At 36.6% G+C, this 14,196-nt stretch carries 11 protein-coding genes; 7 read left to right on the forward strand and 4 right to left on the reverse strand.

Going from position 1 to position 14,196, the window contains the following annotated elements:
- The first annotated feature begins 64 nt into the window (after positions 1-64).
- Positions 65-727, forward strand: a complete 663-nt coding sequence (nth, locus tag K322_RS0113730) for an endonuclease III (protein WP_026627387.1) — start codon at positions 65-67, stop codon at positions 725-727.
- On the opposite strand, the gene K322_RS0113735 is transcribed toward nth, so the two are convergent.
- Positions 724-1,848: a glycosyltransferase gene (locus K322_RS0113735; RefSeq protein ID WP_157279464.1), complete on the reverse strand. Its 1,125-nt coding sequence runs from the start codon at positions 1,846-1,848 to the stop codon at positions 724-726. The two genes, nth and K322_RS0113735, sit on opposite strands and share 4 nt — an antisense overlap.
- A 146-nt stretch (positions 1,849-1,994) precedes the next feature.
- Positions 1,995-2,162, reverse strand: a complete 168-nt coding sequence (locus K322_RS20690) for a DUF362 domain-containing protein (RefSeq protein WP_084158582.1) — start codon at positions 2,160-2,162, stop codon at positions 1,995-1,997.
- A gap of 276 nt (positions 2,163-2,438) precedes the next feature.
- On the opposite strand from K322_RS20690, the gene porT reads away from it, so the two are divergent.
- The 4 genes from porT to K322_RS19515 all read left to right on the forward strand — a co-directional run bounded on the left by porT (position 2,439) and on the right by K322_RS19515 (position 5,590).
- Entirely contained in the window at positions 2,439-3,158 is a 720-nt protein-coding gene (porT, locus tag K322_RS0113740) for a type IX secretion/gliding motility protein PorT/SprT (protein WP_026627389.1), read from the forward strand.
- A 20-nt stretch (positions 3,159-3,178) separates the two neighbouring features.
- Positions 3,179-3,511 carry an immunity protein Imm33 domain-containing protein gene (locus K322_RS0113745; RefSeq protein ID WP_051290811.1) on the forward strand — a complete coding sequence of 111 codons (333 nt, stop codon included), beginning with the start codon at positions 3,179-3,181 and terminating at the stop codon, positions 3,509-3,511.
- Positions 3,512-3,820: 309 nt separating this feature from the next.
- The gene (locus K322_RS19510) at positions 3,821-4,834 is read left to right on the forward strand and encodes a L,D-transpeptidase (RefSeq protein ID WP_084158583.1); all 1,014 of its coding nucleotides are present in this window, start codon (positions 3,821-3,823) and stop codon (positions 4,832-4,834) included.
- Positions 4,835-4,909: 75 nt separating this feature from the next.
- On the forward strand, positions 4,910-5,590 hold the full coding sequence (locus K322_RS19515; protein WP_051290812.1) for a murein L,D-transpeptidase catalytic domain family protein: 681 nt from the start codon (positions 4,910-4,912) through the stop codon (positions 5,588-5,590).
- A 49-nt stretch (positions 5,591-5,639) separates the two neighbouring features.
- On the opposite strand, the gene K322_RS0113760 is transcribed toward K322_RS19515, so the two are convergent.
- The gene (locus K322_RS0113760) at positions 5,640-6,689 is read right to left on the reverse strand and encodes a class I fructose-bisphosphate aldolase (RefSeq protein WP_026627391.1); all 1,050 of its coding nucleotides are present in this window, start codon (positions 6,687-6,689) and stop codon (positions 5,640-5,642) included.
- Between the two features lie 318 nt (positions 6,690-7,007).
- Here K322_RS0113760 and K322_RS0113765 point away from each other — a divergent pair, with 318 nt between their 5' ends.
- Positions 7,008-8,738 (forward strand): phosphoenolpyruvate carboxykinase (ATP), encoded by a 1,731-nt coding sequence (locus tag K322_RS0113765; RefSeq protein ID WP_026627392.1) that lies wholly within the window; start codon positions 7,008-7,010, stop codon positions 8,736-8,738.
- A gap of 90 nt (positions 8,739-8,828) precedes the next feature.
- On the opposite strand, the gene K322_RS0113770 is transcribed toward K322_RS0113765, so the two are convergent.
- Positions 8,829-12,335, reverse strand: coding sequence for a bifunctional proline dehydrogenase/L-glutamate gamma-semialdehyde dehydrogenase (locus tag K322_RS0113770; protein ID WP_026627393.1), 3,507 nt, complete (start codon positions 12,333-12,335; stop codon positions 8,829-8,831).
- 519 nt (positions 12,336-12,854) lie between these two features.
- Here K322_RS0113770 and K322_RS0113775 point away from each other — a divergent pair.
- Positions 12,855-14,129 (forward strand): M64 family metallopeptidase, encoded by a 1,275-nt coding sequence (locus K322_RS0113775; RefSeq protein WP_026627394.1) that lies wholly within the window; start codon positions 12,855-12,857, stop codon positions 14,127-14,129.
- The last annotated feature ends 67 nt before the right edge of the window (positions 14,130-14,196 follow it).

Here is a 14,196-nt window from a genome sequence, read left to right on the forward strand (position 1 = left end):
AGTATTCTCTTTTTTCTTTTCATAAGAATTCGCTATTTTTGCAATAGACTATCGATACTGAAAAATGAAGAAAAAAGAGAGATTCGAACACGTTATCAACTGGTTCGAGACCAACGTTCCGGTTGCAGTAACTGAATTACATTACGACAATCACTTTCATCTGCTCATTGCGGTTATACTATCAGCTCAATGTACTGATAAAAGAATAAATATGATAACCCCTCCCCTTTTCGAGTCATACCCTACTCCTGAAGTTATGGCCGAAGCGTCAGTTGATGAAATATATGAATACATAAAAAGTGTATCTTATCCTAACAACAAAGCTAAAAATCTAGTAGGAATGGCTAAGAAACTGGTTTCTGATTTCGGAGGAAAAGTTCCTGACTCAATGGATAAATTAGAATCGATTCCAGGCGTGGGACGTAAAACAGCCAATGTTATTCTATCAGTGGCATTCGATAAACCGGCAATGGCTGTGGATACTCATGTCTTTAGAGTTTCAAACAGGATAGGCTTAACTACGAATTCTAAAACCCCATTGGAAACAGAACGAGAATTGGTAAAGTATATACCATCTAGACTGTTATCAATAGCTCACCATTGGCTTATTCTCCACGGAAGATATATATGTACTGCAAGAAGTCCCAAATGTGAAGAGTGCGGAATCAAACAATGGTGTCAATATTACTTTAAGATTAACGGAGTGAAATCTGTAAAACAAGACTAGTACAGCTCAAGTATAGACTCAACCTCTTTGAGCCATCTGCTGTAATCAAAGCGGCTCAGGCATTCCTCATGTGTTCTTACATAATGAGCTCTCAAGGAAGGATCATCCAACACCTTCTTCATTGCCTGATATACGCCCTCTTGGCTATTTTCTGTCAGGATACCATATTTCCCATGTCCAACCACATCCTCGGGACCTCCGCATTGAGTAGTGATTACAGGCGTACCCAAAGTTATAGATTCCAGTAAGGTCAGAGCAAAACTCTCTCGCGAAGATGGACATAAAAACCAATCAGCATTTTTCATAAAAGGAAAAGGATTATCAACCCGTCCCAACATAAACACCTCTTGTTCTAAGCCTCTATTCTTAACCTGATTCTGTAAATTATCGAACTCCATACCATCACCCAAAATAGTAACATTAAGTTTATATCCTTCCGATAGTAATCGTTCTACAGCCTGAATCACTCTATCAACTGTTTTCTCATATGACAAACGTATAACTACAATAAACTTCAGACCCTCTACTTCTTTTCTCACTAACTGCTCTTCGGCTTTCTTTACAATATTGGATAAATCCAAAGCATTGTATAAAACAATCAGCTCTTTTTGCGACTTGCCTCTATGATAAATATTGATATACCCCTCTTTCGAAGAATCCGACACACACACAACTTTGTTATATTTATCAAAAGACCGAGCCATTTTCACTATTTGAAGTCTGTTTAAAGTATAGCCTAGCCATTCTCTTACTGAATGACTTGTATAATTACGAACAAAAGGTTGATTTTGAATCCAAAGCACCTTGAATAATTTCATCCGACTGAACATGATCGAATGAAAGCAGTCTTTAAAACAGACAATCTGATCATAATCATTTTCTCGAAACTTAACCAGCCTGCTATATAAAGCAGGTAAAAAAATAAGCAAATTCTTATAGAAAACGCGTTTAAGTCCTACTTGTTCTTCTTTGAACAGATATTTAATTTCCACTTTATCGGAAACCCGACTCAGCAATACATTCTTTTCCGAAGGATTCGGTAATAATAAAGTCACTCTGCAATTATCCCTTTCAACCAGATGATTCAACAAGTTTACAAGAAGAATTTCTGTCCCTCCCATAAAAAAGCAATCATTAAATATCAGAATCCTTTTTTGAGTCATAAATGCTTATTCAAATTAGAAAAAAGGGCAACACCGATAAAATATATAGATAAAAAAAGGACTACATTTTCGGTAGTCCTCTATGCTTTTAATTAATCCCAGAATTATGCCGGACTAATTGCGCTTGTAGGACATACATCCGCACAAGTACCACAATCAGTACAAGTATCTGGATCAATTGTATAGATTTCACCTTCAGCAATCGCACTTACAGGACACTCATCAATACAAGTTCCGCATGCGATACAATCTTCACTAATAACGTAAGCCATGACTCTTAAAATTTTATGTTAATACTAACTTAATATATGACAGAACAAAGATAAACTGTTTTTTGTACTATACAAACTGATTTGCGTTAGATAATGCCAATATTTAATTAATTTTGTCAGTCAGAGATTACATTATAAGGGATAAAAAACTTAATTACAATATTATAAATAAACTGTATAATTATATTCGTTTATTCTTATATTATCTTTATTTTTACACATTCTAAAGTAACTCAACCTTGAGTTTATGTAATAACCACGTACAAAAAGAACAAATTGAAACGTTATAATTTATATATAGTCTTAATATTCACTTTGCTATTTTTTTGCAGCAATCATTCATATTCTCAAAATCGTAAGCCTAAAAACCTCCCATTTGCAGACCAAAAACTATTCCATTTAGGCTTTACAGTAGGGATCAATGCTCAAGATCTTATTTTATCACATACAGGTTTTGCTAATAAAGATAAGTCTGTATGGTATTCGGAGATCCCTTCCTATTCAGTCGGTTTCAGTGTGGGTTTTATTGCCGATCGGTATATCAATCAATATATGAACCTACGGGTTGTGCCAACTCTTCATTTTGGAGAAAAACGATTTACGTTCAGAGAGGAAAACGGACTGAAAGACAATTTCGAAGCGTCTATTAAGACGAATTACCTTTCGCTTCCTGTTCACATGCGTTTCAGCTCCGAACGATTCAATAACATACGGCCTTATGTTCTTGCAGGAGGTTTTGTCAACACACAGATAGGCAACCCTAAAGCTCCGGTCATAAAACTTGAAAATCTGGATTATGGGATTGATATCGGATTAGGTTGCAATTTATACTTTCCTCTGTTTAAGTTAAGCCCCGAACTTCGGTTTTCATTTGGCTTAAGAGACCTTATCGTAAAAGACCGTCCCGACATTACCGACCCGGATATGCAGGTGTTTACCAATGCTCTGAAATCGGGAAAATCACGGATGATTACGCTTACATTTAATTTTGAATAATAGAATATAAATAAACTCACATGCAAGAAGACGAAAACTGGGACGATCCTTCAATCAAGGAATATACTGATATGCAGAAATATGCATTTGTAACAAAACGTGCCATCGAAAAAGATTTTGTAGGATATTGTTATCGCGAAAATACAGAATTTAAGATAGACAGCGGATGGCGTTTTATTTACGGCGACGAAGACGAAACATATCTTGATAACCCTGATAATACAATAACTAAAGATCTCGCAGAAGTTGCCGAATGGAAACCTCAACTAAAAGAAATTCTGGGATCTCGGCGGGGATCGGAATTTGAATGGGATGATGATAAACAAATCTATAACCACATCACAGAAGAATAATATAAAATAGTGATTTTAAATCATTAAATAAAAAAAGGTTACAAAGGTTACAGCGAAACTGTACACTTTTCGGTTGTTACTTTATTGGTCATTATCACATTTCATCATTAAATTTCAGCCATTCAAAGAACACTTTTTTCACAAGAGGATCTGGGACTCAAAGAATACTTTCAGTATAGATAAAACCGGTAACAACAGCCGGTTTTCCTTTTTTATAAGTGAGAAGCAAAAACAATTACGAATTAACATTTGTTATAAGTAGAAATTATTTAAGCAATTAAGGTCACCACTTAATTATTCTATATAAATATGACTATAAAAAAACACTCATTATCTTTATTCATTACACTATGGGTATTCTTCGGAATTTCATGCAATGAACCAGTATCCACTCCGATTGTTGAAACAGTAGCAGACACCACAAAAATAGAAGAAGAGCAACAACCAAAGTCAATCGATCCGGCAAGCATCAAAATAGAAAAAGAACTGTTATATGATAAATATACCCTTGAAGATACATATCCGTACAAAGATACAACCCGTCAATACCAATGGGATAAGATAAAAAAAGGGCTCGCCTTTGTTGACTCCATCCGCAACGAGCCATCTTCGTGGGCTGTATTACAAAATTATAAAAACCTGAACGGAGAAGCTCCATTGGTGAGAAATTACAAACGGAATGCCTATACCCGCATTGCCGATTCGCTGGGAGTAGAACGTTATCAATCAGTTCCGTTATATTATGTCAATGACTCGATTAAACCCGAGTGTTATGGCAGAGATGGATGGCTGGTGAAATACATCGAAAAAGAAGGAACTTTCGATAAAATAGCCACTGTTGATATACATGGAGAATGGATTGTTCCTCAAAGATACATCAAGCAACTGAGCGATACCACCATCTTCAACAAAGTTATTTTTATAGATACTTCGAATCAGAATATTGCAACTTTGGAAAAATCGGACTCCGGATGGCTGGTCAGAAGTATGAATCCTGCAACAACAGGACGTCATCAACCGCCTCATATGCAAGAAACACCCACAGGTATATTTGTAATTCAGGAGAAGAAATTCAAAATGCACTACTTAGTCGATGGCAGTTCCGAAATCGGAGGATTTGCTCCATACGCCAGCCGTTTTACCAACGGTGCATATATACACGGCATTCCGGTAAATGCTCCGTCAACACAGACAATCGAATTTAGTGCATCATTAGGTACAACTCCCCGGTCACACATGTGCGTAAGGAACGCGACCTCGCACGCCAAGTTTGTCTATGATTGGGCTCCGACCTTATCTACTTTAGTTTTTGTGATTGATTAAGACAATTAACATTCTGTTTAACAATTAAATAATTAACTTTGCATCAAATTTTTATTTTTCAGGATAGTATTAAAAATGCAAAGAATATTTATATACCTTTTATTATTTATCATACCGGTAAGCAAATCAAATACTGAAAGCAAAACCGTTGATAAACCAGAAGAAAACAATTCTGTCTCGGAATGTTACCAGCTATATACTGATATGCATCTCCAGAACGAAGTTAACTATAAAGCCTTTGAAGAGGCGTATACCGGATATCAGAAGGTAAAAGAGATCAAAAAGAATATTGTCACTTTGATTGACTTCACAAAGCCATCTACAGAAAACAGGTTATTTGTACTTGACATGAAATCCCGAAAAGTATTGTATTCCACGCTGGTTTCTCATGGCAAAAACAGCGGAGAAAAATATGCAACATCCTTTTCGAATGAAAATAACTCTCTGCAAAGTTCTCTTGGGTTTTATATAACAGAAAATACGTATCAGGGAAAGAATGGGTATTCCCTTATTTTAAACGGATTAGAAAAAGGCATAAATGACCATGCCAAACAAAGAGCCATTGTTGTACATGGTGCGGCATATTCGAATCCCTCGGTTATAAAAAGCGGACGACTCGGTCGTAGTTTCGGCTGCCCTGCCCTGCCCCAAAATCTATCACGTCCTATTATTAATACAATCAAGGACGGAAGCCTGTTATTTATATATGCAAACAACGAAAAGTACCGGAAAGATAGTCCGATACTTTCGATGTAAAGCTACAGAACTGGTAAGTCAATGAACTGCAGCCTTAGTTATTTAGAGATTATGCTAATGTAATATCCTTATCCAGATATACATCCTGTATGGTATTCAATAACTCAACACCTTCTTTCATTGATTTCTGGAATGCTTTACGTCCGCAAATCAATCCCATGCCTCCGGCACGTTTATTGATAACAGCAGTAGAGACAGCATCTTTCAGGTCGGATGCTCCATGAGATTCTCCACCTGAATTAATCAAACCTACACGTCCCATGTATCCATTGGCTACTTGATAACGGCAAAGATCAATCGGGTGATCAGTAGTCAGTTCGGAATACATCTTAGGATTAGTTTTACCAAACTTAATAGTTGTAAACCCTCCGTTATTGGTCGGGAGTTTCTGTTTTACAATATCAGCCTTAATAGTTACTCCTAAATGATTAGCCTGTCCTGTAAGGTCTGCTGCTGACGAATAGTCGACTCCATCTTTAGTAAAAGCAGAATTACGCAAATAACACCAAAGAATTGTAACCATGCCCAACTCATGAGCATAATCAAAAGCTTTCGCTATTTCGACTAATTGACGGCGGCTTTCTTCCGAACCAAAATAAATAGTCGCACCAACAGCTACAGCCCCCATATTCCAAGCATCCTTAACGGTTCCGAACAAAATCTGATCATAAGTATTTGGATACGATAATAATTCGTTGTGATTGATTTTAACAACAAAAGGTATCTTATGTGCATACTTACGGGCAACAGAACTTAAAACCCCAAATGTAGATGCCACAGCATTACATCCACCTTCCACAGCGAGCTTAACGATATTTTCGGAATCAAAATAAATAGGATTAGGAGCAAAAGAAGCACCTGCTGTATGTTCAATACCCTGATCGACAGGAAGTATTGATATATATCCAGTTCCGGACAGCCTTCCGTGATTTAATAAGGAACTATAACTATTGAGAGTTTGTAAATTACGATCCGAATCTACCCACACATCTTCAATAATCGAAGGACTTGGCGCATGAATCAATGATTTATCAATAGTCTTACATGTGTGATCCAATAAATAAGAAGCGGAATCTCCTAAAATCTGTTCAATCTTCATAATCATTTGTTTTTTTAGAGGTCTGAGACCTTAATTATTTTGATTCTAAATAAGATATGTGAATAAAAGCCTTATCGCTTACTATTCCACATTATCAACTATTCATACTTATGGTATATTATTAAAACGTATTTCGTTTGGAGATAGTTTCTTTTAAATATTAATAATTTGTTAAAATCTAAGATTATTTAACAATATCTCTGATTGATAAAGATATGCCCCAAAGCTGATTATTTATTTTTTTTGTTATCTTTGCTTGCCTCTCAAAACAAAAAGACATTGAATAACTAGTAATAATAATCAAAGAGTAAAAAGAATATGCTACATGAATTTACACTATCGCGGGGAAGAGCGATGATTAATTTCACACTGAAATACTGCGATACTAAACAAAAATTACTAAGTAGTTATGGATTTAGAAGAGTAGTTGAAGCATTTGTCAAAAAAATAAAGAAGGACGATCCTATTATATACGATCATTATATCAAAAGTTTCAAAACAGACGAAAACCTTGTCGAATCACTTATAGAATCATTCAAATTACTGACTGTATTCAAAATAGAAGAAGTTATCGAAGTTGATAATAAATACACCGCACTTTTTGCTGATAAAGATTTATTCATCGAACTAATCGAACTACTGCTTCAATATTGGAAAAAACTCGAAAGATATTCTATTGTACGTAATACCCGCTTAGGTGACGGACTTCAGAATGTAAGATTCATTCAGGCCAATGACTTGTTCAATGATCTTGTACTGACTACAGTACGCCGTATTCAGGAGACTGTAAACGGATTCGATCAAAGAGTATACCGTCAGACTACAGTCGGAGCAACAGCCTCTCTTACATTGAATGATGTAAACTGGAATTGCCCAATCGAATACAAAGGACTTACACCGATACCATTTATCAGTACAGTTGTAATACGTCCTCCTTTCATTACATACACAAAACGCAATACCCGAGACGGAATCTTTCAGGAACATCACCAAAATCCATTGAATAATATTATTCTGAATGAGGACGATTGGTATGTATTCCCTGCTAAAGTAGGTGCAATGCTTACATTTGTTTATTTCCACAAAGACTTTATGGCTCAGGGAATAGGTTTATCTAACCTGTTCGAGCTTGCCAAAGAAAGTGAATACATCGGAAAGAAACCTGATATCATCTACGTATTCGGATATCCGGACGGAGAAGAAGAAAAACGTACATTCTACTATAAAGATAAAAAGAATGATATCCTGATCGGATATGCAAACTATTGCGACGATATCGATTATTTCGGATACATGAAGAAGATGTTATTAACACTTCATAATGTTAAACAAATAGAAAACAATCGCTTACCTATTCACGGGGCAATGGTTAACATCGTTCTTAAAAATGGCAAAGAGTCTAATATCATTATCATGGGTGATAGCGGAGCCGGAAAATCAGAAAGCTTGGAAGCATTCCGTACGCTGAATGAAAGCTATATCCGTCATATGCGCGTAATCTTTGACGATATGGGATTCCTTAAAAAAGAAGCAGATGGCTCTATCAAAGGATATGGTACCGAAATCGGAGCATTTGTCCGCATAGATGACCTTGATCCTGCTTACGCATACGAACAGTTGGACAGAGGTATCTACAGCAATCCTGATAAAATCAATGCCCGTGTAACAATTCCTATTTCAACATACGAAGTAATCTCTAAAGGATACAAAGTAGATATTATGCTTTATGCAAATAACTATCAGGAATCCGATAAGAAGATTTCATTCTATGACGATCTGGATAAAGCAATTCAGGTATTTGAAGACGGAGCACGTAAAGCCAAAGGAACAACTACCGAAAAAGGCCTTGTGAAATCTTACTTTGCCAATCCTTTCGGACCTGTTCAGGAACGTGCAGAAACAGAAGTCTTGGTTCGCCAGTTCTTCAAAGATATGAAGAATAACGGAGTTCAAATCGGAGAAATACATACTTCTCTGGCTATTGACGGACGCAGCAAAGATGGTCCTCGTGAAGCAGCTGAAGAGTTGTTCTCTTTGATCAACAACTAAGACAAATTTAGTTCTACTATATAAAAAATAGGATTCATAAAATATGAATCCTATTTTTATTTTGAAAGCTCAACCCTTCTGAGACCTTAACTACTTTTCATCGAAAATGCTTCCATAACGGTGATATTCAAAAGCAATACTTTGCTCTTTCAGGTAATGCAGCAATTCCAATCGACCTTCTACTAAAGGCTTATTTGAAGCAATGTGCTTTCCTAATTTAGCAGCTTTAGCATAAAATTCATCCGACAAATCAGAAGAACAAGTTCTGATACGGTCATAGCGATCCATACCATTTAAAAATTCTGATTCGGACTGAACTTGTATGTTCGCATTCTTAACCATAGGCAAAGCCCATTCTAATTTCTGAGATTTAGGATCATCAGCACTAACACTTACTGTTAAATCAACAGATGCAATAGATGCAGCAAGCATCGAAAGCAAAACATCGCACAGGTCATCTTGCACCCGAACCCTAAGAGCAACCTTATTCAATGGTAAATAACGGAATACATTAGATTCTCCATAGATATGATTAACATCACGTCCTTCAGAAAATTCAGCCTTATAAACCTCAGTATAATTTGCAGCAGCAAAATTCAAGCGGTTCTTAGATACCTCATCCTGAACCAAATCACTTAATGGACATACCGATGCTACTGATTGTAAATTATTATTTTCCTCAAATTCAACAAAACAAGAGACATAATTCACACCTCCCGCTTTAATACCTCCGCCAAAAGCAGACCGTTTCATTCCTCCAAAAGGCTGACGATTGACAATGGCTCCGGTAATACCTCTGTTTATATACAGATTACCAGCCTCAAGAGTATCCTTCCACAACTCCTGTTCATCTTCGTCCAAACTTTGAAGCCCCGATGTCAACCCATATTCGGATGAATTAACAAAGTCAATTCCCTGCTTCAAATCTTCGATACAAACAACAGCCAGCAAAGGAGCAAACAATTCGGTCTTAAAAGTGTAACTTGAAGGTTTTACTCCCCATTTTACAGTAGGTTTCAGTATATATTTTTTCTCATCCACAAAAACAGGAGGTACTAACCACGATTCACCCTGTTCGAGATTTTCAACAGCATGTAATAACTTATCATTATCGTTTGTTATCATTGGTCCGATGATATTATCGGGGTTCCAGACACTGCCTGTGTGCAGGCTTAGAACTGCATCTCTTAATTTAGATTTAAAATTCTCATCCTTGTAAATATCTTTATCAACCAACAGCAAAGAGCAAGCCGAACATTTTTGACCTGCATTACCGAACGCAGAAGAAACAACATTCAGAATAGCATGATCCTGATCTCCGTTTCCGGTAAGTATAATAGCATTTTTACCTCCTGTTTCTGCAGATAAAGGTGTTCTGGGATTCTTTTCCAATAAATTGAATGCAGTATCTGTTCCTCCGGTTAAGATAAAATGCTTAACAGACGGATGTCCGGTGAGAAAGTTCAACGGTTCACGCCCATTCGGACAAACAACCTGTAAGGCATCTCTCGGAACACCTGCATCCCAGAAACACTGCGCAAATTCCCACGCTACAGGAAAAGCAACTGTAGCAGGTTTTAATATAACTGTATTACCTCCGGACAAAGCGGAAGCAACTCCTCCTACAGGAATAGCCAATGGAAAATTCCATGGTGATATAACCAAAACGGTTCCTTTAGGCTTATAAGAAACGGTTTCAAGCTCTTCGAATGACTTCATGCTGATAGGGTAAAAACGGCAGAAATCAATTGCTTCCGAAACTTCTACATCCCCTTCCATAAAAATCTTTCCAGTAATAGCAGCCATACAGCCAATAAGATCACCTCTTTTTGCCGACAACTTATCAGCAACATTATGCAGGATACGATTACGTTCTTCGAGAGTTTTTATTCTCCACCCTGATTTATCAGAATCCGCAACAGATACAATTTCTTTCATCTGATCCAACGAAGACAAGCTAGCCTCGCAGAAGCACACCGCATCATTATTACTCCGGTCGTAATACCTCTTTTTATCTGTTGTTTCAATTTCTTGATCCCCGATCTGAACAGGTATCTTATAATTATCAGATCTTACTTCTGTCTCCCACTTCTTTAATTTTTGTAGTGCCCATTCTCTGTTGATCGGTAAATCCAGATCGGTATCCGGTTCATTCTTGAACAGATTAATATCTTCTACCGGCAAAGGGGCAGCAGTTCTATCTTGTTTTCTAAAAGACTGAGGTATCATCGAGTCTTTTTTCGCATAAGCCTCAAGAAACTGACCAGCTAAAAAATCCCATTGAGGGCTATCCAGTCTCAAGCTAAAAGAATAGCTCAGGAAATTGTCTTTTCCTGTATTTTCATCCAGTCGGCGCACCAGATAAGATACTGCATTCAGGAAATGCTCTTTCTTCACCACAGGCGTATAGAGAATAATCTGCTTATCTAATTTTCTCATCACACGGGGTAAATGATTTGCCATACCTTCGAGCATTTCGAAAGTAATATAATCCTTCACATCGTTTCGCTCACTCAATAAGTAAGCATACCCTATTGTAAAAAAATTATGGGATGCAACACCTATATTCAACACCTTAGCATTCTCCGGCTGCAAGGCAATATCCAAAATATGAAGATAGTTTGCATCCACATCCACTTTTGAGGGTAGAACGGGATTTGTCCAGCCTTTCAGAGAAGAAACAATAGTCTCCATTTGCAGATTAGCACCTTTTACCAACCTCATTTTAAGAGGTGCACCACCCTCCTCTACTCTCTTTCTGGCTAGAGTCAGTAATCTTTGCTGTAGTAACCCTGCATCGGGTAAATATGCCTGAACAACTATCCCCGCAGTATAATTTTTGAATTTAGGCATACTCAATACCGTCTCGAAGACATCTAATGTCAACTCAGCATCTTTGTACTCCTCCATATCGAGATTTACAAATTTAGATTTTTGAACACCTTCGGGAGTAATATAAGGATAATCTATAGCTTGCTGATATATACGGGCTACCCGTTCGCAAAGCTCCCTCTTATTCTGTTCATAACTAAGAGGTTTTATCTGTGCATAAATACCTGACAATTTAATTGAGATATAATTTACATCCGGTTCTTTAAGAGCTTCCAAATAATGTTCGTAACGATGCAAAGCCTCACCATCACCCAAAACAACCTCTCCTAATAAGTTTACATTTTGCCCTATCTTTTTTTGCTTCCGCCCCTCGAGATGCTTAGTCAATTCGGGACGCTCCTCTCCAATAATGATTTTATTGGTCTCATCTCTTAAACGTTTTTTAAAAATTGGAATAGAGATTCCATCAAACAAGTAGCCTATTTCCGTGAAAAGTCTTAGTCCAATACGATCAAATGCTCCAAAAAAATCAGGGACTCCGTATTCTTCGATAAGTAATTTCATCCGTTTTGCAAGTTTCCTGTTATTTCGCACCTGCGATGATTCATCTAACATTTTCGACAATAATGTCTTATAAGCAGGTGTTTGTACCAATGACGCAAACTTTTGCTGCTCTTTAATTTCGTCGGGGGTTAATTCCGATTCAGCTTTTGACAAAAATCCTTTCGCCCACTCTAACACTTCTGAAGTCTTAATATTTTCCATTTAGTTTAGGAGATTTATATTTTACATCTTAATTTACTTTGATTTAATCACCATAAACAACACTTCGTTGATATTGGAAGAGGCTTGCAGCCTCTTTCCTTATTGTGTTTTCTGTATATTTTCAATAGCATTAGCCCCTTAAGCTATGTTTCACCCTCATTATCCGAGTCTTAGAGTCCTATAATTTTACAATTTTTTTTTCACAAAACAATACACACCTCCACGACGACCAAAAGACAAAACAATACAACCACAGAAATAAAAAAAACAAATAAACCAGAAAAAACAACCAAAACAAATCAACAAGACACAAAAATAATCAAAATAAAAACAAAAAGACAAATCAATTTAGATTAATAAATAGTTATCTTTGCTTTATCACTAGGTTTTTAATCCTATTTAAATACGAACATGTATTAAATGATATATATTTAGTCAGCAACAGACTCTGGTTATTACACTTAAGAAAATAATAAATAGGTCTGAGACCCTATTCATATCTTGAAAAAAAATTACATTATGCATTATCTATTATCACTTCTTCTCTTATTTGTTCCGCTAATCTCTCAATCGCAAGAATTCGATCAGTTTTTCATTGATAAAACACTCAGAATAGATTATATATTTTCGGGAAATTCTTCGACTCAAAATATATCCGTTGATCAATTAAATCAGTTACCCCAATGGGCAGGACGCAAACATAATTTATCCGGAAGTTGTTGGGCAGGAAACGGTAATATCAAAGTATATGATGTCGAAACCAACAAATGTATTTATGTAAATACATTCAGCAGCCTGTTTCAGGAATGGCTGACTACACCAGAAGCGGAACAAGTGACTCGCAGTTTCGAAAATGTACTGCTAGTTCCATTTCCTAAAAATAAAGTAAAAATAGAAGTTACCCTCACAGGAAAAGAACATAACACGCAAGCAAGTATAAGTCATATTATAGATCCTAAAGACATCTTAATACACCCCAAAGGTTATACATCAACCACCCCGTATGCCATAATACATAAAGGAACAAATCCTGATAAATGTATCAACATCGCAATTTTGGCAGAAGGTTATACAAAAGAAGAAATGCCCGATTTTCTAAAATATGCTGAAGAATCGGTTAACCAGATATTCTCCTATTATCCGTTCAGTAAGTACAAAGACAGCTTCAATGTATATGCAGTACAAAGCGAATCGAAAGATTCGGGTGTAAGTGTACCCAGACTAAAAGAATGGAAACAAACCGCTTTCGGCTCACATTTCGACACCTTTTATTCGGATAGGTACCTCACTACAGGGCATGTAAAAGATATACACGATGCATTGGCCGGAATACCTTACGAACATATCATCATATTAGCCAATACTAATGTTTATGGCGGTGGTGGCATTTTCAACGCTTATACACTGACAACTACAGGACATCCCGACTTCAAACCTGTTGTTGTACACGAATTCGGGCATAGCTTCGCCGGACTTGCCGATGAATACTTCTACGACAGTGATGTTTTGGATCAGACTTACTCACATTCGGTAGAACCTTGGGAACCGAATATTACTACATTAAAAGACTTTGCCGTAAAATGGCAAAACCAATTACCTGTAAACACTCCGATACCCACACCAACCGATTTAAAGGATAAATACCCAACAGGTGTATACGAAGGTGCAGGCTACTCTTCGAAAGGAATATACAGATCGTCTTTTGACTGTAGAATGAGAACCAATACTTACAAAGAATTTTGTCCTGTATGTCAAAACGCAATCGAAAAGTTAATTCTCTATTATCTTAAATGAAATTTAGAATAAAAAGCCGGAAATATTCGATATATCAAGTTGCTTTTTATAATTTTGCTTAGCTTAA

It is taken from the genome of Indolivaga capnocytophagoides DSM 22835 (assembly GCF_000426485.1).
In the GTDB taxonomy this organism is placed as follows: domain Bacteria; phylum Bacteroidota; class Bacteroidia; order Bacteroidales; family Dysgonomonadaceae; genus Dysgonomonas_A; species Dysgonomonas_A capnocytophagoides.